Source organism: Limnohabitans sp. Jir72, assembly GCF_003063575.1.
GTDB lineage: Bacteria > Pseudomonadota > Gammaproteobacteria > Burkholderiales > Burkholderiaceae_C > Limnohabitans_A.
The window spans coordinates 113,633-137,688 of sequence record NZ_NESC01000003.1; the positions used below are offsets into that span (position 1 = coordinate 113,633).

Sequence of the window (24,056 nt, forward strand, 5' to 3'; positions counted from 1 at the left end):
CGAACGGTCGTGCGATTGTGTATGTCTTTCACGAGACTGACCCTAGGGGTTGTCCCCCATCCACAGTCACGTGCGGGGCATCAAGATGGCCCCATGACGCAATCCATACGCATTGGCTCAGGACTCGGTTTTTATGGTGACAACTGGGAGCCTGTGGTCGCCAGCATTGAACGCGGCGAGGTGCAGTACATCGCCAGCGACCACCTGGCCGAATTGACCTTGGCCATCTTGCACAAAGACCGGCAACGCGACCCCACGCTGGGCTATACCCGCGATGTGGTGCCCATGCTCATGCGCCTGTGGCCCTTGATGCAAGCGCGCGGTGTGAAGTTTGTGTGCAATGCCGGAGGCCTGAACCCCATGGGCGCGGCACAAGCGGTGCAAACAGCGCTGGCGGGCAAAGGTTGGCACCCGCGCATTGCGGTGGTGTCGGGCGACGATGTGCTCGGTCTCTTGCAAGACGAACAAACACGCTTTGACCACCTGATGAATGGCAGCGACGTGGGCACGGTGCGTGAGCGCTTGGTGTTTGGCAATGCCTACCTCGGGGCACAACCCATCGTGGATGCCTTGTCGCAAAGTGCGGACATCGTCATCACCGGCCGCGTGGCCGACGCGGCCTTGTTTCTGGGCCCCTTGGTGCACGGCCTGGGTTGGAGACTCAGCGATGCCCAATCGCCCGAAGACTTCAAGCGCTTGGCACAAGGCCTGACCGTGGGGCATTTGCTGGAATGTTCGGGCCAGGGCAGCGGCGGCAATTTTGGCGACCAAGGGCACTGGCAAAGCATTCCGGATCTGGGCCACATCGGCTACCCGATCGCCGAAGTTTTTGCCGACGGCACGGCCATCATCACCAAAGCACCCGGTACAGGCGGGCTGGTGAACTTTGACACCGTGCGCCAGCAATTGCTCTACGAGGTGCACAACCCGCACGCGTATTTTTCACCCGATGTGGTGCTCGACATGGGGCAGATCCAGTTGCAAGACGAAGGCCACAACCGCGTGCGTTTGACCGGCGCACAAGGCAGCGCACCCACCCCACAACTGAAGGTGGTGGCAGGCTTCAAGGACGGCTACAAGGCCGACATCAGCTGGGGCTTTTCATGGCCCGATGCTTGGGACAAAGTGCAGGCGGCCGAGCGCATCGTCCGCGAGCAATTGCGCGAACGGAAAATACCTTTCGATGAATTGTTTGTGGAGTACCCGGGTCTGAACTCCGCGCACGGGGCTTTGGCCCCTCTGCCGCCCGCCGCCGAACTCAATGAACGCCACGAAATCTGGGTGCGCATGGTGCTGCGCACGCCGAGCAAAGCCGCTGCCGATGGCTTTGGTCGACTGTTCCCGTGGATGGCTTTGAGCGGCCCGGCCTACACCTGCGGATTTCAGGGCCTGAACAACACCAGCGAGCTGCTGGGCATCTGGCCTACGCTGATCGACCGGCATCGGGTGCAGGCCCGCGTAGAACTGCTGGAGGTGCAAGCATGAGCACGACACGGCGCATCCCCTTGGTGCAACTGGCCCACGCCCGCAGCGGCGACAAGGCCGACTGGGTCGACTTCGGCCTGTTTGCCTGGAACGAAGCGGGCTACCGCATCCTCGAGCGCGAAGTGACTGCGGCCAAAGTGCAGGCGCATTTTTCGCCCTGGCTGCCAGGCCAAGTTGATGTCTGGCAGTTGCCCCATATCCTGGCCATCAAGCTGGTGCTGCACGGCGCCTTGCAAGGCGGCGGTGCGCGCAATCTGCGCCTGGACAACCTGGGCAAAGCCATGGGCGCAGCGCTGCTGCGCATGGAGATCGAAGTCAGCGACGAAGAATTCGAGCAAGCACAAAAAAGCCCCCGAAGGGGCTGGTGGCCCGGGGTGCCACCGCGGCCCTGAAACAGCGGTCACGCCGGACTTGCAATCAATGGTCACCCCGGACTTGATCCGGGGTCCATCGCTCAAACCCGCTCAATGATCAGCGCAATGCCCTGACCCACGCCAATGCACATGGTGCACAGCGCGTAGCGGCCGCCTGTGCTGTGCAGGCGGTTGATGGCGGTGGTGGCCAAGCGCGCACCCGAAGCACCCAGTGGGTGACCCAGCGCGATCGCGCCGCCCCAGGCGTTCACACGGGCGTCGTCGTCCTTCAAGCCCAACATGCGCAGCACGGCCAGGCCTTGTGCAGCAAAGGCTTCGTTCAGTTCGATCACGTCGATCTGGTCCAGCGTCAGGCCCGTTTGCGCCAGCACCTTGAGGGTGGCAGGTGCTGGGCCAATGCCCATGATGCGTGGGGCCACACCGGCAGTGGCCATGCCGACCACGCGCGCTTTGGGCGTCAGGCCGTTCTTGGCTGCGGTGGCTTCATCGGCCAGCAACAAGGCGCAAGCGCCGTCGTTCACGCCCGAAGCGTTGCCTGCGGTCACGGTGCCGTCTGGGCGCACCACACCTTTGAGCTTGGCCAGCGCTTCGAGGCTGGTTTCACGAGGATGTTCGTCGGTGTCGACCAGAACAGCGTCGCCCTTTTTCTGGGGGATGCTCACGCCCACGATTTCACGGGCCAGGTGCCCGGCCTTGATCGCGGCTACAGCGCGCAGCTGGCTGTTGTAGGCCATCAGGTCTTGCGCTTCCCGCTCAATCTTGTAATCGGTGGCCACGTTTTCGGCCGTTTCGGGCATCGAATCGACGCCGTATTGCGCCTTCATCAGCTTGTTCACAAAGCGCCAGCCAATGGTGGTGTCGTACACGGCGTTGTTGCGGCTAAAGGCAGTCTCGGCCTTGGGCATGACAAACGGAGCGCGGCTCATGCTTTCAACGCCACCGGCAATCATCAAACCGGCTTCCCCGGCCTTGATGGCACGCGCTGCCGTGCCCACGGCGTCCAGTCCCGAGCCGCACAGGCGGTTGAGGGTGGCGCCAGGCACGTCGATGGGCAGACCGGCCAGCAAGCTGCTCATGTGGGCCACGTTGCGGTTGTCTTCACCGGCTTGATTGGCGTTGCCGTAGAGTACGTCGGTCACAGCGGCCCAGTCCACGTTGGGGTTGCGGGCCATCAAGGCGCGCAGGGGCACAGCGCCCAGGTCATCGGTGCGGACGCTGGAGAGTGCGCCGCCGTAACGGCCAAAAGGGGTGCGGATGGCGTCGCAAATGTAGGCTTGGCTCATGTTTTGTGTCTCCAGGTTAAGGTTGCATGCATTTTATTGCATGTTTCATGCGCGTGCTGAAGTCATTCTAGGGCTTGAATCCGCAAGGGGCCTGTGCGGCGCTGCCCGGGCTCAGAGGCGCTTCGCTTTGCCACATCGCCCGAACAGCGCCGCACTGGCCCCTTGCTCGCTCGATGGACTTGAGGATCACAGCGCCCCCGCTGGTGTGTGGGGGTCAGGGGCCGGGGTGATGTGGCAAAGCGAAGCGCCTCTGAACCCCGGCCCCTGACCCCCATACACCAGCCCACAGGGAGCAACATGAAGGACAATCCACCCCATGCTGATCCAACCTTCACAAGCCGATGTGCGGCGATTTTTTTGTGGCGTTTACGCCAAAGCCAAAACCGCGGCCCCGCTGGAACCCATGGAAATGCTGGTGAGCCAATGGATTGACGAGCACCCCGAATACCACGCCGAACTGGCAGACGTCGACGCCGCCCTGGCCAGCATGCTCAAAGTCGACCCCAACAAGGACAACCCCTTTTTGCACTTGTCCATGCACCTGTCGATCAGCGAGCAATGCAGCATCGACCAGCCCCGAGGCATCCGCCAGGCGGTGGAATTGCTGACGCACAAACTCAACTCACTGCATGACGCGCACCACCAGGCCATGGAATGCTTGGGCCGCATGGTCCATGAAAGCCAACGCTCAGGCCGCTTGCCCGATGGCGCGGCCTACATCGACTGCGTGCAAAGGCACGCGACCAAGGACTGATTTTTTCAGCGGTGCGTGGCGCCGCTGAACTGGCGCTCTTCGGCCAGCCAGGTCAACACGGGAACAGTGCCGGGCAACACCGGCACCACCGCCACCGGCAATTGCTGCCAAGCGTGGGTTTGCGCTTCGCGCATTTGCAAGTCGCCCTGCCAGTCCCACACCTTGCAAAAGTGCAGGCGCACAAGGGCGTGCGGGTAGTCCACCATCTGGGTTTTCCAGATCTGAGCTTGACCGATCACGATGCCCAGCTCTTCTTGCAACTCACGGCGCAAGGCCTGTTCCACCGTTTCACCGGCTTCGAGCTTGCCGCCCGGGAACTCCCAATAACCCGAATAGACCTTGCCCTCGGGGCGCGAGGTCAACAAGAAATGCCCATCGGCCTGCATCAACACGCCCACAGCCACGTCGACCACGGGGCGGTCTGCACCGCCTTCGCGCTGACGCTCGCCGTCGGCAACCAGCAGGCCACTCATGCGGCAGCCTGACGGCCCATGAAATCACGGGCAAACTGGTAAGCCACGCGGCCGCTGCGCGAGCCACGCTCCAGGGCCCACAGCAAGGCATCGGGGCGGGCTGCTTCGATCTGCGCGGGCGAGGCGCCCAAGCTGCTGAGCCATTGGCCCGCAATGGTGAGGTATTCGTCTTGCGAGAAGGGGTAGAAGCTGATCCACAAACCGAAGCGCTCGGACAAGGAGATCTTCTCTTCCACGCCTTCACCGGGGTGCACTTCGCCGTCTTCGGTGTGTTTGTAGGTGAGGTTCTCGCTCATGTACTCGGGCAACAAATGGCGGCGGTTGCTGGTGGCGCAGATCAGCACATTGGGGGTGGAAGCTGCCACAGTGCCGTCCAGGATGGACTTGAGCGCCTTGTAGCCGGGCTCGCCGTCTTCAAAGCTGAGGTCATCGCAATAGACCATGAACTTTTCAGGACGCGAAGCGACCACTTCGATGATGTCGGGCAAGTCGGTCAGATCGGCCTTGTCCACTTCGATCAGGCGCAAGCCTTGCGATGCGTACGAGTTCAAACACGCCTTGATGAGCGAGGACTTGCCGGTACCGCGTGCGCCGGTCAGCAGCACATTGTTGGCCGGGCGACCGTGGACGAACTGCTCGGTGTTGCGTTGCAGCTTTTCCTTTTGTGGTTCGATTTCCTTCAGGTCATCGAGCGACATGGCCGCCACATGGCGCACGGGTTCGAGCACGCCATGACCCGATGAACGCTTGCGGTAACGCCAGGCGATGGCCTGAGCCCAGTCGGGCGCCGACAAGGGCTGGGGCAGGACGGATTCGATGCGGTCGACCAGCTGGCTGACTTTGGCCAGCAGTTGATCCAATGCAGAGCTTGCAGGTGAATTCATGAACGGTAATCCGCGTTGATGGTGACGTAGTCGTGGCTGAGGTCGCAAGTCCAGACCGTGTCGCTGGCGGTGCCGCGGCCCAAGCCCACACGCACGGTGATCTCGCTGCCCTTCATCACGCGTTGGCCGTCTTCCTCGCGGTACTCGGGGCGGCGACCGCCTTGCGAGACCACGTGCACATCGTCCAGGTGCAGCTCGATCAGGCCCTGGTCCAGATCGGCGATGCCCGCATAGCCCACCGCCGCCAAGATGCGGCCCAGGTTGGGGTCGCTGGCAAAGAAAGCGGTTTTGACCAAGGGCGAATGCGCGATGGCGTAGGCCACCAGGCGGCACTCTTCAGAAGTGCGGCCGCCTTCGACCTGCACGGTGATGAACTTGGTGGCGCCTTCGCCATCGCGCACGATGGCGTGGGCCAACTGGCGCGCCACCTGCATCAGGCCATTGAACAAGGCCTGACCGTCAGCGCTGTCCAGCGAGGTGATCTGCGCGTGGCCAGCCTGGTGGGTGGCGATCATCATGAAGGAGTCGTTGGTCGAGGTGTCGCCGTCGATGGTGATGCGGTTAAAAGACCCATCGGCCAAGGCCTTGACCAAGGCGGGCAGCAAAGCCGGATCGATGTTGGCATCGGTGGCCACAAAGCCGAGCATGGTCGCCATGTTCGGACGGATCATGCCCGCGCCTTTGCTGATGCCGGTGATGTTGACGGTCTTGCCGCCCAGGCTCAGCTGCACGCTGGCGGCCTTGGGCTGTGTGTCGGTGGTCATGATGCCTTCGGCGGCCTGGGCCCAATGGGCCGCTTGGGCATCGGCCAAAGCCGCGGGCAAAGCGGCCACGATGCGATCAACCGGCAAGGGCTCCATGATCACGCCGGTGGAGAACGGTAGGATCTGCTCAGGCGCGCATTGCAGCAGGCTGGCCAAGGCATCGCAAGTCTGGCGCGCATGGGCCAGGCCGGGCGCGCCCGTACCGGCGTTGGCATTGCCGGTGTTGATGACCAAGGCGCGCACAGCGCTGCCTTGCGCCAGATGCTCACGGCACAGCTGCACGGGGGCGGCGCAATAGCGGTTGCTGGTGAATACACCGGCCACGCTGGCACCCGCATCGAGCAACATGACGCTGAGGTCTTTGCGATCGGCTTTGCGTACACCGGCTTCGGTGATGCCCCAACGCACACCGGCAACGGCATGCAACTGGGCGGGATCGATCAGGGGCAGATTCACAGGCATGGTGATCTTTCAAAAATAAAGATGAATTCAAAGTCCACAAACAAAACGGGCCGAAGCCCGTTGAGTGGATGGCGGCATGCTCAGGCCAGTTTGCCGTGGCATTGCTTGTATTTTTTGCCGCTGCCGCAAGGGCAAGGATCGTTGCGACCCACCAGCCCCCAGTCCTGTCCGGTCTGGTCAGCCGCCACGGTCTGCGGCTCGCCAGACTCATCGGGTGCGCTGTAGATCACGTTGCTGATGTGTTCGGCCCGCTCTTCGATGTCGTGGGCGGCTTGCTCGATCTGCGCTTCGGACTCCACGCGCACCAGCATCAGCGTGCGGGTGACTTCGTTCTTGACCGAGTCCAGCAACTGACCGAACAGCTCAAACGCTTCGCGTTTGTATTCCTGCTTGGGTTGCTTTTGGGCATAGCCGCGCAAGTGGATGCCTTGGCGCAGGTAATCCAGTGCGCTCAGGTGTTCGCGCCAGTGCGTGTCGATGCTTTGCAGCAAGACCATGCGCTCAAAAGGCGTGAAGTTGACAGCGCCGACCTGGTCGAGTTTGGCCTGGAACTGGGCATGGGCTGCAGCCACCACCATCTCCAGAATTTCGTCATCGGTGATGGCGCTGGAGGCTTGCACTTTTTCGCGCAGGTTCAAAGGCAATTGCCATTCATCGGCCAGCACCTTTTCCAGCGCGGCCAAGTCCCACTGCTCTTCCACCGTTTCGGCGGGCACGTACTGGCGAACCAGGTCGGTAAAGCACCCTTCGCGCAGTGAGGCGATTTGGCTTTCCATGTCTTGCGCATCGAGGATGTCGTTGCGCTGCTGGTAGATCACCTTGCGCTGGTCGTTCGAGACGTCGTCGTACTCCAGCAATTGCTTGCGGATGTCGAAGTTGCGCGACTCGACTTTGCGCTGCGCGCTCTCGATGCTGCGGGTCACGATGCCCGCTTCGATGGCTTCGCCTTCGGGCATCTTCAAGCGGTCCATGATGGCGCGCACACGGTCGCCCGCAAAAATGCGCATCAAAGGATCGTCCAGGCTCAGGTAAAAACGCGAAGAGCCGGGGTCACCCTGGCGGCCCGAGCGGCCACGCAGCTGGTTGTCGATGCGGCGCGATTCATGGCGCTCGGTGGCGATGATGCGCAAGCCGCCGTTGGCTTTGACTTGCTCATGTGTCAGTTTCCATTGTTCGCGCAAAGCGGCCACTTTGGCTTGGCGATCGGCTTCGGACAATGACTCGTCCGTTTCGATGGCTTGGACATCTTTTTCGATGTTGCCGCCCAACACGATGTCGGTACCGCGACCGGCCATGTTGGTGGCGATCGTGATCATGGCAGGACGTCCAGCCTGCGCCACGATGTCGGCTTCGCGGGCATGCTGCTTGGCGTTGAGCACCTGGTGTGGCAGCTTCGCTTGCGTGAGCAATTGCGAAATCAGCTCCGAGTTCTCGATCGAGGTGGTGCCCACCAGCACAGGTTGACCGCGCTCGTGGCATTCACGGATGTCTGTGATGGCTGCGGTGTAACGCTCATCGGATGTCTTGTACACGCGGTCGAGTTGGTCTTCGCGCTGGCTCTTGCGGTGCGGTGGGATGACCACGGTCTCCAAACCGTAGATTTCCTGGAACTCATAAGCCTCGGTGTCGGCCGTACCGGTCATGCCACCGATCTTGTTGTACAGACGGAAATAGTTCTGGAAGGTGATCGAGGCCATGGTCTGGTTCTCGGCCTGGATCTGCACGCCTTCCTTGGCTTCTACGGCCTGGTGCAGACCATCGCTCCAGCGGCGACCGCTCATCAAGCGACCCGTGAACTCGTCCACGATCACCACTTCACCGTCTTGCACCACATAGTGCTGGTCGCGGTGGTACAGGTGCTGCGCACGCAAAGCAGCGTTCAAGTGGTGCATCAGGGTGATGTTGGCCGGGTCATACAGGCTGGCACCTTCCGGAATCAAGCCCAGCTGGGCCAGCACCGCCTCGGCTTTTTCGTGACCGTCTTCGGTCAGGAAAACCTGGTGTGATTTTTCATCCACGGTGAAGTCACCGGGGGTGATGATGCCCTCGCCCGTGCGGGGATCGGCTTCACCCTCTTGCCGTGTGAGCAAGGGAATGACCTGCTTCATCGCCACATAGGTGGCGGTGTGGTCTTCGGCCTGGCCGCTGATGATCAAGGGCGTGCGGGCTTCGTCGATCAGGATCGAATCGACCTCATCGATGATCGCGTAGTTCAGCGGGCGCTGCACACGGTCTTGCGCTTCGTAGACCATGTTGTCGCGCAAGTAGTCGAAGCCGTATTCGTTGTTGGTGCCGTAGGTGATGTCCGAGTTGTAAGCGGCCTGCTTTTCTTCACGGGACATCTGCGCCAAGTTGATGCCCACCGACAGACCCAGAAAGTTGAACAGCTTGCCCATCCACTGCGCATCGCGGCTGGCCAGGTAATCGTTCACGGTGACCACGTGCACGCCGCGGCTTGCCAGGGCGTTCAAGTACGCGGGCAAAGTCGATGTGAGCGTCTTGCCTTCACCGGTTCGCATCTCGGCAACCTTACCGTTGTGCAGGGCGATACCGCCGACCAATTGCACATCGAAGTGCCGCATCTTCATGACGCGCTTAGAGCCTTCACGCACCACAGCAAAAGCTTCGGGCAACAATGCACCGAGCGTTTCGCCTGCGGCCACGCGTTGCTTGAAGCTTTCGGTCTTGGCGCGCAATGCGTCGTCACTCAAGCCTTCCAGACCGGCTTCCAGGGCATTGATGCGCTCCACCGTTTTGCGGTATTGCTTGAGCAGACGATCGTTGCGGCTGCCGAAAATTTTGGTGAGGAATGGGATGGCCATGCTTGCGAGATCCACCTTCAGCCTGGGGCCGAGGAACAGACCGTCTATCCTGTCAAGTTAAAAGGTTCATTTGAAGCCGGGCCCACAGAAAACAAGTCCTGCAGCACCCTGACGTGGCCCTGTCAGACCCACTTGCCATTTTAGCCTCTGACTGTGACGCTTATGCGCTGGACTCAGAGCCTGTGAGCTGGCGCTGCGTGATAATGCTTGGTCTTCGGTTCACCATGCAAAGACGACACCACCCCATCCCCCTGCAACAAGCTGCACAAGAATCACCCACTTTTGCGCTCCTGGCCAGCCGTGTACGCGAATCGTCCGCACGACTTCTTGCCATCCGCGGCCTGCTGCCTGCGCCTTTGCGCGCCAGTGTTCAAGCCGGGCCCATTGAGGAGGGCTCCTGGTGCTTGCTGGTCAGCTCCAACGCTGTCGCAGCCAAGCTACGTCAATTGACACCCGCACTGCAAGCGCATTTGAACCAGAAAGGACTGCAGGTCAACGCCATCCGCATCAAGGTTCAAAACCGCAGCCTTTGATCGGCCCACGCCAAAGAAAAAGCCCCTGATCTTGCGATCAGGGGCTTTTTGATTTTGGTGCCGCTTGTCGGATTCGAACTGACGACCTACCGCTTACAAGGCGGGTGCTCTACCAACTGAGCTAAAGCGGCACGGGCTAGATTCTAACTTGCCAATCGCATCATGAAGGCTGGTTCACAGTATTTTTTTATTTCACACGCGTGAGTGCGGGGCGGCCCGTTGCGGGCGGCGGCGTGGGCTCATCGTCAATGCTCTTCGACTCAGGACTATCCACCGCCGCCAAAGCCTGGGCAGCGCCATCGTCGCTCACGGGAAAGGCCATGCCCTGTCCGTTCTCTCGGGCATAAATGGCCATCACACGTTCAATGGGCACCATGATTTCGCGAGGCTTGCCACCAAAGCGGGCCTTGAATTCAATGAACTCATTGCCCAATTTGAGTGAACTGGTAGCGTCCATGCTCACATTCAGGACGATCTCACCACCTTGCACATATTCACGCGGCACCTGCACCGTAGCATTGACCTTCACCGCCACATAAGGGGTGAAGCCGTTTTCGGTGCACCACTCGTACAACGCACGGATGAGGTACGGTCGTGTGGAAGGCAGTTCGGTGTCACTGAACATGGCTTTGCACATACGCAATTACTTGCGCATGACCTTTTCAGAAGGTGTCAATGCTTCGATGTAGGCCGGACGCGAAAAAATGCGCTCGGCGTATTTGAGCAAAGGTGCGGCATTCTTGCTCAGCTCGATGCCGTAATAGTCCAGACGCCAAAGCAGCGGCGCGATGGCGACGTCCAGCATCGAGAAGCTGTCACCCAGCATGAACTTGTTCTTCAAGAACACGGGGGCCAACTGGGTCAGGCGATCACGGATGTGGGCGCGTGCCTTTTCCAATGCCTTGTCGTTGCCCTTGAGGGTGCGGTTCTCCAGCGTGACCACGTGGGCGAACAGTTCTTTTTCGAAGTTCAGCAAGAACAAGCGCACACGTGCACGGTCCACTGGGTCACCGGGCATCAACTGAGGATGCGGAAACCGCTCGTCGATGTATTCGTTGATGATGTTCGATTCGTACAAAATCAAATCACGCTCGACCAGGATAGGTACCTGACCGTAGGGGTTCATCACGTTGATGTCTTCGGGCTTGTTGTAGAGGTCCACATCACGGATCTCGAAGTCCATTCCTTTTTCAAACAGCACAAAGCGGCAGCGGTGTGAAAAAGGGCAAGTGGTTCCGGAATAAAGCACCATCATGGCGGGAGGCTCCTCAAAAAATCAAAAAGAGTGGGAGGCCACAAAGGCCCACCACTCCACAAGACCCAGCTCAAAGACCGGGTGGAAGATCAATTACTTGATGTCTTTCCAATAGGCTGCATTCAGTCGCCAAGCAACAAAGGTGAAGCAAACCAGGAACAACAACACCCACACACCAATGCGCACGCGGCTGTTCTGGGCTGGCTCTGCCATCCATTGCATGTAGCTGACCAAATCGCCCACCGCAACATCGTACTGCTGAGGTGTCATGGTGCCGGGCGTGATCTGCTTCCAGCCTTTGAAAACTTGCACCGCATGACCGTGTTCTTCATGCTCTTCATAGACTGGCTCACGCTCGCCTTGCAATTGCCACAATACGTTGGGCATGCCCACGTTCGGGAAGGCCAGGTTGTTCCAACCTGTAGGTTTGGCGGCATCGCGGTGGTAGCTACGCAAATAGGTGTACAGGTAATCGGCACCCGTGCCACCGTGACCGGAACGCGAACGGGCCATCAAGGTCAGGTCAGGCGGATTTTTGCCGAACCATTCCTTGGCTTGCTGGGGATCGATCGCAGCCTTCATGGTGTCGCCGACTTTGGTCGTTGCGAACAGCAGGTTGTCCTTGATTTGCTGCTCGGTCAGACCGATGTCTTTCAAGCGGTTGTAACGCATGAAAGCGGCGGAGTGGCAGTTCAAGCAGTAGTTGACGAACAACTTGGCGCCGTTTTGCAAAGCGGCCAGATCATTGGTCTTAGAGGGGGCCTTATCCCAGGCGATGCCACCGCCACTGGAGGCGTGTGCACCGGACAGGAGACCGAGGGCCATCACAAAGCCCATTGCGAGTTTCTTGAGGTTTTTCATGTTCTTGAATCTCCGGATCTCAGTGAGGCGTGAAAATCACACGGTCGGGAACCTGCTTGGGCGTGCCCAGCTTGCTCCACCAAGGCATCAACAGAAAGAAGCCAAAGTAGAACAGGGAACCGACTTGGGAGACGCGCTCACCGATCGGGGAAGGAGGCTGCACACCCAGATAGCCCAGGATCAGGAAGTTGATCACGAACACGGCGTACAGGTACTTGTGCCAGTCAGGACGATAGCGGATCGACTTGACAGGGCTGTTGTCCAGCCAAGGCAGGAAGAACAGAATCACCACAGCACCACCCATGACGACCACGCCCCAGAACTTGGCATCAATGGCCAACATCATGGCGGAAACCACCACAGCTGCACCAATCACAGCAACCTTGATGAGCTGAGGCAGCTTGCCTTTGGCTACAGCCAAGACCGCACCAATGACCACGCAAGCGATCAAGGCGTACATCATCTCGCTGGTGATGGCACGCAGCATGGAATAGAACGGTGTGAAGTACCAAACCGGTGCAATGTGCAATGGTGTGGTCAGTGGATCGGCCGGGATGAAGTTGTTGTACTCGAGGAAGTAACCACCGAACTCAGGCGCAAAGAACACAATCGCGGTGAACACCATGAGGAACAGGCTGACGGCAAAGATGTCGTGCACTGTGTAGTAAGGGTGGAATGGAATGCCGTCCAAGGGGTGGCCTTGGGCATCCTTGGGAGCGTTCGGGCCCTTGATTTCGACGCCATCAGGGTTGTTAGAACCCACTTCGTGCAGCGCAATGATGTGCGCCACCACCAGACCCAGTAGGACAAGAGGCACAGCGATCACGTGGAAGCTGAAGAAGCGGTTCAGCGTGGCATCGCCCACCACGAAGTCACCACGGATCAACAAAGCCAGATCGGGACCGATGAAAGGAATGGCCGAGAACAGGTTCACGATCACCTGAGCGCCCCAGTAGGACATCTGACCCCAAGGCAAGAGGTAACCCATGAAAGCTTCGGCCATCAAGCACAGGAAGATCGCGCAGCCGAAGATCCAGACCAACTCGCGCGGCTTGCGGTAGCTGCCGTACATCAGGCCACGGAACATGTGCAGGTACACCACGATGAAGAACGCCGAAGCGCCTGTCGAGTGCATGTAACGGATCAGCCAACCCCATGGCACATCACGCATGATGTACTCGACAGAGGCGAATGCCACATTGGCATCTGGCTTGTAATGCATGACCAGGAAAATGCCGGTGACGATCTGGATGACCAGAACCAACAAAGACAAAGAGCCAAACATGTACCAGAAGTTGAAGTTCTTCGGTGCGTAGTATTCGCTCAAATGCTCTTTGTAGAGCTTGGAAGCTGGGAAGCGGTTGTCCACCCAGTTCAGCAACTTTTCGCCAGCGGGGGCGTTCGGAGAAATTTCTTTGAATTCAGCCATGTTGTTCTCCATCAAGCCTTCTTGTCTTCACCAATGATCAACTTGGTGTCAGACAGGTACATGTGAGGCGGCACTTCGAGGTTGTCGGGTGCGGGCTTGTTCTTGAACACGCGACCGGCCAAATCGAAGGTCGAGCCGTGGCAGGCACAGAGGAAACCACCTTGCCAGTCGTCAGGCAGCGACGGCTGTGGGCCTGCTGCAAACTTGTCACCGGGCGAACAACCCAGGTGCGTGCAGATGCCCACAGCCACCATGATTTCAGGCTTGATCGAGCGATGGCCGTTCTTGGCGTACTCTGGAATGGGGTATGCCTTACGGCTGGAGTTGGGATCAGCAAGCTGGCCTTCCACCTTCTTCAGGGATTCAACCTGTTCAGGTGTGCGCTTCATGATCCAAACTGGCTTACCGCGCCACTCGACAGTGAGCTTCTCGCCAGCCTTGAGGGCGGAGATGTCCACTTCCACGGCTGCACCAGCGGCTTTGGCACGTTCGGAAGGTTGGAAGCTGCTGACGAAGGGGGTGGCCACAAAGCCAGCGCCTACGGCGCCTGCGCAAGTGGAGGCAATCAGCCACGTCCGCTTGCTGCTGTCGACTGGGGTGTCACTCATGGGATTCCTCTAGCGAGTCGTTATCGGGGTCAACCCGTGATTGTAGCGGAGTGAAACAGACCAGCGACTTACAAAGCCAGAGAACACTTGATTTGATCCCGACAAATAATAAACTTTATGATTCACATTTTCAAAAGGTGTTTGCCATGTCATTTTTTCAAGAATTCAAATCTTTCGCCGTCAAAGGCAACGTCATGGACTTGGCGGTCGGCGTGATCATTGGCGGGGCCTTCGGCAAGATCGTGGATTCCGCCGTGGCTGACCTGATCATGCCGCTGATCAGCAAGGCGTTCGGCGGTCTGGACTTCTCTAACTATTACTTAGGCTTGGCGGGGCAAGCGGCCGGCATGAGCTTGGTGGAAGCCAAAAAAATGGGCGCCGTGTTCGCCTACGGCAGCTTCATCACCGTGGCGCTGAACTTCATCATCCTGGCTTTCATCATTTTTGTGATGATCCGCCAGATGAACAAACTGGCGGCCGAGGTGCCCGCCGAAGCAGCAGCCGAAACCATCGCGCCAGAAGACGTTTTGTTGCTGCGCGAAATCCGCGACAGCCTCAAGAACAAAGCTTGATGCAAGGCATGGTCAGTGCGCCCCACTGACCAGCTGCCGGGCCATGCGGATGGCCTGGACCATGCTGCTGGCATCGGCCACGCCACGGCCCGCCAGGTCCATGGCGGTGCCATGGTCCGGGCTGGTCCTCACCAAGGGCAAACCCAGCGTGACGTTCACGCCCTGCTCCACCCCCAAATATTTGACCGGGATCAAGCCTTGATCGTGGTACATGGCGATCACCACATCGAATTCACGTTGGCCATCAGCCTGACGCCGTGCCCGCATGAAAACTGTGTCGGGTGCATAAGGGCCATGCACATCCAGCCCTTCCACTCGGGCTTGCGCCAAGGCCGGCTGCAGGATGTCGATTTCTTCACGCCCAAACAGCCCCCCTTCCCCTGCATGCGGATTGACGCCCGCCACCGCCATGCGCGGCGCACGGCCTAGCACCCGTGACAGCGACACATGGGTGATGCGCAAAGTCTGCAAGACGCGATCCACCGTGATGGCGTCCAATGCTTCGCGCAAGGACACATGGATGCTGACCAAGACCGTGCGCAATTCGTCGTTGGCCAGCATCATCCTCACAGGCATCTGCGCCAAGGGCACGCCCGCATGCCGGGCCGCTTCGGCCTGCAGCAATTCGGTATGCCCCGGGTACTGGTCATAAGGCGCACCAGCAGCATGCAAAGCTTCCTTGTGCAAGGGCGCAGTCACCAGCCCCGCTACCTCGCCTCGCAAAGCCGCTCGCGTGGCCCACAAGACCGATTCACCAGCCAACTGACCGGCACGCGCATCCACCTGCCCCCAGGGCAACACAGGCGCTGCGGGTACCACCTGCAGCACCGGCAAGCAACGGGGCGGCACGTTCAAGGCTTGTGCTGGGCTGTCAATTTCGCACACGGGGAAAGCCGGTGCCGCCTGCACCAAGGCCATGGCCCGGCGCATCACGCCCACATCGCCCGCGACAAAACAGTCGCGTGTTTCCGCGGGCGCGATGCACCAAACGCGAGCGATGATTTCAGGGCCGATCCCGCAGGGATCACCCGGAGTGATGGCCAAAGGCAGGGACAGTTGAGTCATGTGGGTCAAGGCCATCAGGCGGGGTTATCGATCTCAATGAACCGGTGCGCCAAGCCCAAGTCCTGCGCCATGCGCGCACCCACGGCGGCAGCACCATATCGTTCGCTGGCATGGTGGCCGCAAGCCAGAAAGGCGACACCCGTTTCACGTGCCAAATGCGCTTGCGGCTCGGAGATTTCGCCGGTGATGAAAGCCTCTGCGCCCGCCGCCATGGCCGCTTCAAAGTAGCCTTGCGCACCGCCGGTGCACCAGGCCACTCGGCGAATCGGTCGGTCAGCGCCAGCAACACAAGTCACCTGTCGCCCCAGCAAGCGCGCCACATGATCGGCCAGGCTTTGGGCTGTGTCCCAAGTTTGATCACCCTGGCCCATGAATCCAAGACTTTGCTCACCAAAACGCCCATCTGCCCGCAAGCCCAACACCCGGCCCAACTGGGCGTTGTTGCCCAATTCGGCATGCGCATCCAAAGGCAAGTGGTACGCAAACAGATGGATACCATGCGCCAGCAGCAGACGCAGACGCTCGCGCATCCAGCCGGTCACACGACCATCCTGTCCACGCCAAAACAAACCATGGTGAACCAAAATGGCATCGGCATTCGCCTCGATGGCCGCTTCGATGAGGGCACGGCTGGCCGTCACGCCGCTGACCAGCAGGCGCACCTCGCGATCGCCTTCGACCTGAAGGCCATTGGGTCCGTAATCTTTGAATTTTTCAGGTTCCAGCAGCGCATCCAGCGCTTGGCCCAGGGTTTTGGCATCGGTCATGTGAGCGTCTCTTGGCAATGGCTTGTATTGTGGCCCAAGGGCGTCTGGGCCCGACAACACCTCTGAACGCGCTTTGCCAAAGATCAAGGACAATGACTGGCATGAAACGTTACTGGCTTTTTTTCTCCCAATGCATCACCGTCTTGTTGGCCGCCTGGTTTGTCGTGGCCACGCTCAAGCCCGAGTGGCTGCGCAGCGCGCAACGCTCAGCTGACGGCATGACGCTGCTGCAAGCGCCAGCGGCATCGCCCCTGAGTCGCGCTGCCGGCAGCCTGAGCGCACCTGCCCAAAAAGCATCGCCTGCGGTGGTGAGCATCAGCACCAGCAAAAACCGCACATCGCGCAACACCGATCCTTGGTCACGCTTTTTTGAGGGTGACACAGAAGAGAACACCGGTGGCTTGGGCAGCGGCGTGATCGTCAGCCCCGAGGGCCATATCCTGACCAACAACCATGTGGTCGAAGACGCCGACGACATCGAGGTGATTTTGGCGGACGGAAGACGTGCAGCTGCCAAAGTCATCGGCACCGATCCGGACACGGATCTGGCGCTCCTGAAAATTCAGCTCGACAAATTGCCGGTCATCGTGCTGGGTCAACCCCAGGACTTGCAAGTCGGTGATGTGGTGCTGGCCATTGGCAATCCTTTTGGCGTGGGCCAGACCGTGACTTCGGGCATCGTCAGTGCGCTGGGGCGCAGCCACCTGGGCATCAACACCTTTGAGAATTTCATCCAGACCGACGCCGCCATCAACCCCGGCAATTCGGGCGGTGCGCTGGTGGATGTGCATGGCCACCTGATGGGCATCAACACCGCGATTTATTCGCGCTCTGGCGGCAACATGGGCATTGGCTTTGCCATTCCCGTCTCCACTGCGCAGCAAGTCATGCAAGACCTGCTCAAGAACGGCAAAGTCTCACGCGGCTGGATCGGCGTGGAACCTCAAGACCTGACACCCGAATTGGCCGAGAGCTTCCAGCTGCCTGCAGCTGGCAAACAGGCCTGGCCACAAGGCGTGGTCATCACCGGTGTGTTGCAAAACGGGCCTGCGGCCAAGGCGGGCATCCGCCCAGGTGACGTGATCGTTCAAGTCGCTGGCCAGAATGTGGGCAATGTCTCGGAATTGCTGACACAAGTGGCCAGCCTGCAACCGGGCACCACCACCGATGTGAAGGTCTGGCGCAGGCATGGTGAGTTGGTTTTACGGCTGACACCCAGCGAGCGACCAACGCAGCGCAAACCCAACCGCTGACCCGGGCAAACCAGCCGGGAATAAAAAAGGGAGCGTGTGCTCCCTTTTTTCATGACATCCTCTGCTCAGATCAAGCTTCAGCTTCTTCAGCTTCTTCGGGTGCCTGGGTGTGCTTGATGAAAATCTGCGCCGCCCAAATGCCCAGTTCGTACAACAGACACATGGGAATGGCCAGTGCCAGCTGAGAAACCACATCGGGCGGTGTGACCACGGCGGCGATCACAAAAGCCAGCACCACAAAATAGCCCCGGAAGTCCTTGAGCTTTTGCACAGTGACCACGCCCATGCGGGCCAAGACCACCACGGCCACAGGCACCTCAAAGGCCAGGCCAAAGGCCAGGAACATGGTGAGCACAAAACTCAAATAAGCCTCAATGTCAGGTGCTGCGGTGATGCTCTTGGGGGCAAAGCCCTGGATAAATGCAAAGACTTGTCCAAAGACGAAGAAATAGCAAAACGCAACACCGATCAAAAACAAGAGTGTGCTGGAAACCACCAAAGGGAGAACCAACTTTTTTTCGTGGGCATACAGACCCGGCGCCACAAATGCCCACACCTGGTAAAGCACCACCGGCAAGGCCAGCAAAAAAGCGGCCATCAACATGATCTTCAGGGGCACCATGAACGGAGAGATCACCGAAGTGGCGATCAAGGTCGCCCCTTTGGGCAAGTGGGCTACCAGGGGCTGCGCCAGGATGTCGTACAGCTCGCCGGGGCCTGGAAACACCGCCAAGACCATCGCAGCAATGCCAATGGCCGCCACCGCACGGATCAAACGATCGCGCAACTCGATCAGATGGGCAACAAAAGGCTGCTCGGTTCCTGCGAGTTCGTCTGGGGAGTTGGAATCGGACATAAGGAAATTGGTTGAACAGCCAGCGCGATCAGCGCTCAACCATCAAGAGTTGAGTGACTTGGGTCGGTAACGCGCCACACGGGCAGCGCCCGACAAGGCCTTGGTCCGCACACCTGCACGGGCTTTGTACCACTGCGGGGTGGCACCGCGTTTGAGGCGCCAATTTTTGTCCGGGTGTTTGTAGCTGGGGGGGCTGGGCTCCCAAGTAGACGAGCTGGTCGTCATGCCGGTCATGCCCGCCGTGGTCTCGGCCCAGTCTTTTTCAAATTCGGAAGCCGTGGTTTGAACCGACTGCTCGACATCGCGGGCAGCGGTCTCCATGGTTTCCTTCATTTTCTTGAGCTCTTCGAGGTCCATCGAGCGATTGACCTCGGCTTTGACGTCGGCCACGTAGCGCTGGGCTTTGCCGATCAGGTTCCCAAGTGTGCGCGCCACACGGGGCAGCTTTTCGGGGCCGATGACGACCAGCGCGACCACGCCGATCAGCGCCATTTTGGAAATGCCTAAGTCAAGCACAGCAACAAGCTCGGTGGTTCAAGCGATCAAGACTTGGTCTTGGCTTCGACATCGATGGTGGTCTTCTCGACGGCAGGCGCTGCCACAGGGGTCGCAGCCTTGTCGTCAGCAGCAGAGCCGCCTTCTTTCATGCCATCTTTGAAGCCTTTGACGGCACCGCCCAAGTCGGAACCGATGTTTTTCAGCTTCTTCGTGCCGAAAACCATGACCACGATCAGCAAGACGATCAACCAGTGCCAAATGGAAAAGGAACCCATGAAATTCTCCTAATGTTGCGTGGATTCTAAGGGGATACAAGCCCCGAAGATGAACGGCCTTGTCCAGGCCAGGAATTTGACTTCTGAAGTACAGCTTCAGCCCTTGAGCCAGGGGCGCGAACCGCCCATCACATGCATGTGCAAATGGTGGACTTCCTGACCGCCTTCGGCACCGGTGTTGAGCACGATCCGGAAGCCGCCGTCCGGATAGGGCTTGCAGCCTTCTTGCAGCGCCAGCTTGGGCGCCAGCGTCATCATGTGCCCCATCAAACCTTCATGCGCGGGCGTCAAGTGCGCCATCGAGGGCACATGCAGCTTGGGAATGATCAGGAAATGCACAGGCGCCCAGGGCGAAATGTCATGGAAGGCGAAGACATGTTCGTCTTCGTGCACTTTGCGCGAGGGGATCTGGCCCGCGATGATTTTGCAAAAAATACAGTTGGAATCGCTCATCGTTCACACACTTTCGGAATCACTCGGTCACAGGGCGTTGCGCATTCAGACGCACCATGCCCAGGACAATCCGGTACAAAAACCAGATGGAAATCAGCCCCCAAGCCACCCAGCCTGGGAACACGAAGAAAAACCACAGGGGCAAAGTGATCAGGTACAGCACCGCAGCCCAGAGCACCGTGCGGATGCGGAAGCTGAAGTGCGTGGCCTCCCAACCGCTGACGTCACCTTTTTTGACCAGGTCGATGATCAAGGCCACCACCAGCAAGGCTGGACCCATTTGCCCGCCCGGTGTGACTGCGCTGACCGCCACAATCAAGTGCAAGATGTAGCTGACCCAGCTGACGGTGAGGTTGTTGTCGTCGAACGATGGTGTGCTCATGGCTGCAGCTTACTCGCCCAGACGCTCGCGCTCTTGCACTTTACGCAAGGCTTTTTCTTCCAAACCGCTCAGGCCTTCGCGGCGGGCCAGTTCATTGACCACATCCGCGGGCGTCAGGCCATAGTGCGCCAGCGCGATCATGCTGTGGAACCACAGGTCGGCCACTTCATAAACCAACTTGGCGGCATTGCCACCATGGTCCACATCCTTGGCGGCCATGACGGTTTCCGTGGCTTCTTCGCCGATTTTCTTCAAAAAGGCATCCGGCCCTTTGTGCAGCAAGCGCGCCACATAGCTTTTTTCGGGGTCGCCACCGTTGACCGCTTTGCGGCTTTCGATGATGGCGGCCAAACACGCCAGCGTGTCAGAAGTGTTGGTGGTCATGGCTTATTTGTAAATGGTTTCAGGGTCTTTGAGCACGGGATCGGCCGGGACCCAGTCTTCGCCTTGCAGGCTCTGGAAGAAGCAGCTGTGACGACCCGTATGGCAGGCAATACCGGGCTCATGCCCCAACTGAGTCACCTTGAGTAACACCACATCGCTGTCGCAATCGATGCGGATGTCGTGCACGGTCTGCACATGGCCGGAATCCTCGCCCTTGAACCACAGTTTTTTGCGTGAGCGGCTGAAGTAAACGGCACGCTTGAGCTCGGCGGTTTTTTGCAGCGCTTCACGGTTCATCCACGCGAACATCAGCACATCGCCCGTCGATGCTTCTTGGGCAATGGCCGGCACCAGGCCGTGTTCATCCCATTTGATTTGATTGAGCCAGTTCATGGTGGCGCTCACAGTCGGACAGAAATGCCGCGCTCGCGCATGCGCTGCTTGGCTTGTTGCACGGTGTATTCACCGTAATGGAAGATGCTGGCGGCCAGCACAGCATCGGCGCCGCCGATGCTCACACCGTCGGCCAGATGGTCGAGGTTGCCCACGCCACCCGAGGCGATGACGGGCACGCTGACTGCGTCGCTCACGGCGCGGGTCAGTGGCAGGTCAAAGCCGCTTTTGGTGCCGTCGCGGTCCATGCTGGTCAGCAGGATTTCGCCTGCACCGTACTCGGCCATTTGGGTGGCCCAAGACACCGCGTCCAGGCCCACGTTTTTGCGGCCACCATGGCTGTACACGTCCCAGCCGGGGCCCATGGGCAGCCTGTTGGTACCAATGCGCTGCTCGTCTTCAGCGGTACGGCGCTTGGCGTCGATGGCGACCACGATGCACTGGGCACCGTATTTGGCAGAGGCTTCGCGGATGACTTGCGGGTTGGCAATCGCGGCCGAGTTGAAGCTGGTTTTGTCAGCCCCAGCGTTCAGCAGGCGGCGCACGTCTTCCACCGTGCGCACACCGCCGCCAACGGTCAGCGGAATGAATACTTGGCTGGCCACGGCTTCGATGATGTGCAGGATCACATCGCGCCCGTCGCTGGTGGCGGTGATGTCCAGGAATGTGAGTTCGTCAGCGCCCTGCTCGTTGTAGCGGGCTGCGATTTCGACCGGGTCTCCGGCGTCGCGCAGTTCGACAAAGTTGACGCCCTTGACCACGCGACCACCGGTCACGTCAAGGCAGGGAATGATGCGTTTGGCCAGCATGGAAATGGGTTTCGGTTTTGATGAATGTCGTCACTGCCAGCGCAGCACGGATAGCAAGGGCATGAACGTCACACCACAGACAGGCGCTGTGCACCTTGCCAGAAATCGCCCGGTTCAATGCAGACAGGTTCATACACCTGCGCTGCTTCAACGCACAGCATGTGTTGCCAGCCGTCGGCAGGCATGTCGGCCAGCGCTGCGCATTTGGCGGCACCCGGGTTCCAGACCACGGTCTGCGCCCAATCCATGTCTTGTTCAATCGACAGTGTGTGAGGACCGTCTTGTAATTCATAGCCCATGGGAGCCGCAGAGTAAACGCGATCAAACTCACCCAGAAAACGCAACTCGGGCACCGCAGTGGCATGGCGATCCTTGACCGCATCCCATTCGGCTTGACCACCCAGGCCGAACAACCGTGCCTGCGCCACATCGCTGACCGCGAAATAAGTGTGCAGCGCCCCGGTAAAACTCAGCGGCTTGCTGTCGGTATTGCGCACTGCGAGGTCCACCTGCAATGCGTCGGCAGACAACTCAATCAACAAAAGCGCTTCAAAGGCCTGATCCCACCACTGCCGCGTCGATGCGCTGTCACTCAGCGCCAGCACCATGTGTGCCTTGTCGCCTTCCAGACGTGCAGGCTTCACGGTCCACGCCAGGTTGCGCGCAAAACCGTGCTTGGGCAAATCTCCACGCTGGTTGAATTGGGGAAAACAGATCGGGATGCCGCCACGGATGGCCGCATGACCATCCATCACGCTTTGCGGACTCAAATACAGGCGCTCACGCCCACCAGCCACCCAGGACAGCACATGCGCACCGTGGTGCGCCACAACCACACGGTCACCCCCAGGCAGCTGCAACTCGGTCGCAGGCAGCCCCGCAAAAGAGATCTCGCGGCATGAGGCACCTGTGTTCATGTTCAACCGTTCAATTCGTCAGCACGTTGCTGCGCCAGGGCGAAGTCCAGGTCACCCGAATACACGGCGCGACCGCAGATCACGCCCTCCACACCCTCGTCTTCCACCGCGCACAATTGCTCAATGTCGGCCATGTTGGACAGACCACCCGAGGCGATCACGGGGATGGTCAGCGCTTGCGCCAGCTTGACGGTGGCGTCGATGTTGATGCCACTCAACATGCCGTCGCGGCCGATGTCGGTGTAGATGATGGACTCGACGCCCCAGTCTTCGAACTTCTTGGCCAGGTCCACCACTTCGTGGCCGGTGAGCTTGCTCCAGCCGTCCGTGGCCACTTTGCCGTCCTTGGCGTCCAGGCCGACGATGATGTGGCCACCAAATGCAGTGCAGGCGTCTTTCAAAAAGCCGGGGTTCTTGACGGCGGCGGTGCCGATGATGACGTAGCGCAGGCCGCTGTCGATGTATTTTTCAATCGTGTCCAGATCGCGGATGCCGCCGCCCAACTGCACCGGGATGTCGTCGCCCATGGCCTTGAGGATGGACTTGATGGCACCGAAGTTCTGCGGCTTGCCGGCAAACGCGCCGTTCAGATCCACCAGGTGCAAACGGCGTGCGCCTTTTTCGAGCCAGGTACGGGCCATGGCAGCGGGGTCTTCACCGAAGGTCGTGGCTTGGTCCATATCGCCCTGCTTGAGGCGAACGCAGTGGCCGTCTTTGAGGTCAATGGCGGGGATCAGAATCATGGCGAGTTAAATGCAGGTGGGTTGAAAACGGCAGTGAAAACCACTCAAGGCTGCCAGTGGAGGAAATTGCGGAACAAGGCCAGGCCCTGAGCCGCGCTTTTTTCGGGGTGAAACTGGGTAGCAAAAATATTGTCACGGGCGATGGCGCAAGCAAAGCGGCCACCGTAATCGGTTTCGGCCGCGCTGTGCGCCGGGTTGGCCACTTGGGCATAAAAGCTGTGCACAAAATAGTACCAGCTGCCGTCGTCAATGCCGTGCCACAGCGGGTGCGCAGGCGTGGCGTGCCAAACTTGGTTCCAGCCCATTTGCGGCACTTTGTAGCGGGTGCCATCGGGCTGTATCTGCCCGGCCAGCTCAAACTTGACCACGCGGCCGGGGATCAAACCCAGGCCCGGCGTGTCGCCTTCGTCGCTGTGGTCCAGCAGCATTTGCATGCCCACACACACACCAAACAATGGCTTGCTGGCAGCGGCTTCGAGCACGGCTTCCATCAACCCCGACTCGCGCAGCTCGCGCATGCAGTCGGGCATGGCGCCCTGCCCTGGCAAGACCACGCGGTGCGCGTCGCGCACGACTTGCGGGTCAGAGGTGACCGTGACCTCGGCGTGATCGACGCTCGATGCGGCATGGATCACCGCCTGCGCCACCGAGCGCAGGTTGCCCATGCCGTAATCGACGACAGCAACGCGGTTGGTGCTCATG

The 24,056-nt window shown here is 59.7% G+C and carries 29 protein-coding genes and 1 tRNA gene; 6 read left to right on the forward strand and 24 right to left on the reverse strand.

Annotated features, from left to right (window positions below; translation table 11 throughout):
* Positions 1–93: 93 nt before the first annotated feature.
* Together B9Z52_RS05310 and B9Z52_RS05315 are read left to right on the forward strand one after the other, a co-directional pair.
* The gene (locus tag B9Z52_RS05310; RefSeq protein WP_108412805.1) at positions 94–1,485 is read left to right on the forward strand and encodes an acyclic terpene utilization AtuA family protein; all 1,392 of its coding nucleotides are present in this window, start codon (positions 94–96) and stop codon (positions 1,483–1,485) included.
* Complete coding sequence (locus B9Z52_RS05315) at positions 1,482–1,877, forward strand: hypothetical protein (protein WP_108412806.1); 396 nt, start codon at positions 1,482–1,484, stop codon at positions 1,875–1,877. The genes B9Z52_RS05310 and B9Z52_RS05315 overlap by 4 nt, the downstream gene beginning before the upstream one ends.
* A 62-nt stretch (positions 1,878–1,939) precedes the next feature.
* Here B9Z52_RS05315 and pcaF read toward each other — a convergent pair whose 3' ends face one another.
* On the reverse strand, positions 1,940–3,142 hold the full coding sequence (gene pcaF / locus B9Z52_RS05320; protein WP_108412807.1) for a 3-oxoadipyl-CoA thiolase: 1,203 nt from the start codon (positions 3,140–3,142) through the stop codon (positions 1,940–1,942).
* Between the two features lie 319 nt (positions 3,143–3,461).
* Between pcaF and B9Z52_RS05325 the strand changes: the two genes are divergently transcribed.
* Positions 3,462–3,896 carry a DUF1841 family protein gene (locus tag B9Z52_RS05325; protein ID WP_199222046.1) on the forward strand — a complete coding sequence of 145 codons (435 nt, stop codon included), beginning with the start codon at positions 3,462–3,464 and terminating at the stop codon, positions 3,894–3,896.
* A gap of 5 nt (positions 3,897–3,901) precedes the next feature.
* On the opposite strand, the gene B9Z52_RS05330 is transcribed toward B9Z52_RS05325, so the two are convergent.
* The 4 genes from B9Z52_RS05330 to secA all read right to left on the reverse strand — a co-directional run bounded on the left by B9Z52_RS05330 (position 3,902) and on the right by secA (position 9,301).
* Positions 3,902–4,369 carry an NUDIX domain-containing protein gene (locus B9Z52_RS05330; protein WP_108412809.1) on the reverse strand — a complete coding sequence of 156 codons (468 nt, stop codon included), beginning with the start codon at positions 4,367–4,369 and terminating at the stop codon, positions 3,902–3,904.
* Positions 4,366–5,253, reverse strand: a complete 888-nt coding sequence (locus tag B9Z52_RS05335; protein ID WP_108412810.1) for an ATP-binding protein — start codon at positions 5,251–5,253, stop codon at positions 4,366–4,368. The genes B9Z52_RS05330 and B9Z52_RS05335 overlap by 4 nt, the downstream gene beginning before the upstream one ends.
* On the reverse strand, positions 5,250–6,479 hold the full coding sequence (gene argJ, locus B9Z52_RS05340) for a bifunctional glutamate N-acetyltransferase/amino-acid acetyltransferase ArgJ (RefSeq protein ID WP_108412811.1): 1,230 nt from the start codon (positions 6,477–6,479) through the stop codon (positions 5,250–5,252). Before argJ ends, B9Z52_RS05335 begins: the two co-directional genes overlap by 4 nt.
* An 80-nt stretch (positions 6,480–6,559) precedes the next feature.
* On the reverse strand, positions 6,560–9,301 hold the full coding sequence (gene secA, locus B9Z52_RS05345; RefSeq protein WP_108412812.1) for a preprotein translocase subunit SecA: 2,742 nt from the start codon (positions 9,299–9,301) through the stop codon (positions 6,560–6,562).
* A 224-nt stretch (positions 9,302–9,525) separates the two neighbouring features.
* Between secA and B9Z52_RS05350 the strand changes: the two genes are divergently transcribed.
* Positions 9,526–9,834 carry a DciA family protein gene (locus B9Z52_RS05350; RefSeq protein ID WP_108412813.1) on the forward strand — a complete coding sequence of 103 codons (309 nt, stop codon included), beginning with the start codon at positions 9,526–9,528 and terminating at the stop codon, positions 9,832–9,834.
* 55 nt (positions 9,835–9,889) lie between these two features.
* Here the strand turns inward: B9Z52_RS05350 and B9Z52_RS05355 are convergent.
* The 6 genes from B9Z52_RS05355 to petA form a co-directional block, all read right to left on the reverse strand.
* Positions 9,890–9,965: transfer RNA gene (locus B9Z52_RS05355), tRNA-Thr, on the reverse strand.
* Positions 9,966–10,021: 56 nt separating this feature from the next.
* Positions 10,022–10,459, reverse strand: a complete 438-nt coding sequence (locus B9Z52_RS05360) for a ClpXP protease specificity-enhancing factor (protein ID WP_108412996.1) — start codon at positions 10,457–10,459, stop codon at positions 10,022–10,024.
* Between the two features lie 18 nt (positions 10,460–10,477).
* Positions 10,478–11,089, reverse strand: a complete 612-nt coding sequence (locus tag B9Z52_RS05365; protein ID WP_108412814.1) for a glutathione S-transferase N-terminal domain-containing protein — start codon at positions 11,087–11,089, stop codon at positions 10,478–10,480.
* Positions 11,090–11,182: 93 nt separating this feature from the next.
* Complete coding sequence (locus tag B9Z52_RS05370; protein WP_108412815.1) at positions 11,183–11,950, reverse strand: cytochrome c1; 768 nt, start codon at positions 11,948–11,950, stop codon at positions 11,183–11,185.
* Positions 11,951–11,969: 19 nt separating this feature from the next.
* Complete coding sequence (locus tag B9Z52_RS05375) at positions 11,970–13,379, reverse strand: cytochrome bc complex cytochrome b subunit (protein ID WP_108412997.1); 1,410 nt, start codon at positions 13,377–13,379, stop codon at positions 11,970–11,972.
* Between the two features lie 11 nt (positions 13,380–13,390).
* Complete coding sequence (gene petA / locus B9Z52_RS05380; protein ID WP_108412816.1) at positions 13,391–13,987, reverse strand: ubiquinol-cytochrome c reductase iron-sulfur subunit; 597 nt, start codon at positions 13,985–13,987, stop codon at positions 13,391–13,393.
* Between the two features lie 146 nt (positions 13,988–14,133).
* On the opposite strand from petA, the gene mscL reads away from it, so the two are divergent.
* A complete protein-coding gene (gene mscL / locus B9Z52_RS05385; RefSeq protein WP_108412817.1) occupies positions 14,134–14,559 on the forward strand; it encodes a large conductance mechanosensitive channel protein MscL in 426 nt (141 codons plus the stop codon).
* A gap of 12 nt (positions 14,560–14,571) precedes the next feature.
* Here the strand turns inward: mscL and pdxA are convergent, their stop codons facing one another.
* Both pdxA and B9Z52_RS05395 read right to left on the reverse strand, forming a co-directional pair.
* Positions 14,572–15,624, reverse strand: a complete 1,053-nt coding sequence (gene pdxA / locus B9Z52_RS05390) for a 4-hydroxythreonine-4-phosphate dehydrogenase PdxA (protein ID WP_108412998.1) — start codon at positions 15,622–15,624, stop codon at positions 14,572–14,574.
* 14 nt (positions 15,625–15,638) lie between these two features.
* Positions 15,639–16,391, reverse strand: coding sequence for a Nif3-like dinuclear metal center hexameric protein (locus B9Z52_RS05395; RefSeq protein WP_108412818.1), 753 nt, complete (start codon positions 16,389–16,391; stop codon positions 15,639–15,641).
* A gap of 101 nt (positions 16,392–16,492) precedes the next feature.
* Between B9Z52_RS05395 and B9Z52_RS05400 the strand changes: the two genes are divergently transcribed.
* Positions 16,493–17,644: a S1C family serine protease gene (locus B9Z52_RS05400; protein WP_108412999.1), complete on the forward strand. Its 1,152-nt coding sequence runs from the start codon at positions 16,493–16,495 to the stop codon at positions 17,642–17,644.
* A gap of 70 nt (positions 17,645–17,714) precedes the next feature.
* On the opposite strand, the gene tatC is transcribed toward B9Z52_RS05400, so the two are convergent.
* The 11 genes from tatC to hisH form a co-directional block, all read right to left on the reverse strand.
* A complete protein-coding gene (gene tatC / locus B9Z52_RS05405; protein WP_108412819.1) occupies positions 17,715–18,500 on the reverse strand; it encodes a twin-arginine translocase subunit TatC in 786 nt (261 codons plus the stop codon).
* A 42-nt stretch (positions 18,501–18,542) separates the two neighbouring features.
* Complete coding sequence (gene tatB, locus B9Z52_RS05410) at positions 18,543–19,016, reverse strand: Sec-independent protein translocase protein TatB (RefSeq protein ID WP_108412820.1); 474 nt, start codon at positions 19,014–19,016, stop codon at positions 18,543–18,545.
* Positions 19,017–19,042: 26 nt separating this feature from the next.
* Positions 19,043–19,273 (reverse strand): Sec-independent protein translocase subunit TatA, encoded by a 231-nt coding sequence (gene tatA, locus B9Z52_RS05415; protein ID WP_108412821.1) that lies wholly within the window; start codon positions 19,271–19,273, stop codon positions 19,043–19,045.
* A 96-nt stretch (positions 19,274–19,369) separates the two neighbouring features.
* The gene (locus B9Z52_RS05420; RefSeq protein WP_108412822.1) at positions 19,370–19,726 is read right to left on the reverse strand and encodes a histidine triad nucleotide-binding protein; all 357 of its coding nucleotides are present in this window, start codon (positions 19,724–19,726) and stop codon (positions 19,370–19,372) included.
* Between the two features lie 19 nt (positions 19,727–19,745).
* Positions 19,746–20,108, reverse strand: a complete 363-nt coding sequence (locus tag B9Z52_RS05425) for a hypothetical protein (RefSeq protein ID WP_108412823.1) — start codon at positions 20,106–20,108, stop codon at positions 19,746–19,748.
* Between the two features lie 9 nt (positions 20,109–20,117).
* A complete protein-coding gene (locus B9Z52_RS05430; RefSeq protein WP_108412824.1) occupies positions 20,118–20,492 on the reverse strand; it encodes a phosphoribosyl-ATP diphosphatase in 375 nt (124 codons plus the stop codon).
* A 3-nt stretch (positions 20,493–20,495) separates the two neighbouring features.
* Positions 20,496–20,885: a phosphoribosyl-AMP cyclohydrolase gene (hisI, locus tag B9Z52_RS05435; protein ID WP_108413000.1), complete on the reverse strand. Its 390-nt coding sequence runs from the start codon at positions 20,883–20,885 to the stop codon at positions 20,496–20,498.
* 8 nt (positions 20,886–20,893) lie between these two features.
* On the reverse strand, positions 20,894–21,694 hold the full coding sequence (gene hisF, locus B9Z52_RS05440; RefSeq protein WP_108412825.1) for an imidazole glycerol phosphate synthase subunit HisF: 801 nt from the start codon (positions 21,692–21,694) through the stop codon (positions 20,894–20,896).
* 68 nt (positions 21,695–21,762) lie between these two features.
* Positions 21,763–22,611 carry a D-hexose-6-phosphate mutarotase gene (locus B9Z52_RS05445; RefSeq protein WP_108412826.1) on the reverse strand — a complete coding sequence of 283 codons (849 nt, stop codon included), beginning with the start codon at positions 22,609–22,611 and terminating at the stop codon, positions 21,763–21,765.
* A gap of 2 nt (positions 22,612–22,613) precedes the next feature.
* Positions 22,614–23,354: a 1-(5-phosphoribosyl)-5-[(5-phosphoribosylamino)methylideneamino]imidazole-4-carboxamide isomerase gene (hisA, locus tag B9Z52_RS05450; protein WP_108412827.1), complete on the reverse strand. Its 741-nt coding sequence runs from the start codon at positions 23,352–23,354 to the stop codon at positions 22,614–22,616.
* Between the two features lie 44 nt (positions 23,355–23,398).
* Complete coding sequence (gene hisH / locus B9Z52_RS05455) at positions 23,399–24,055, reverse strand: imidazole glycerol phosphate synthase subunit HisH (protein ID WP_108412828.1); 657 nt, start codon at positions 24,053–24,055, stop codon at positions 23,399–23,401.
* Position 24,056 lies beyond the last annotated feature (1 nt).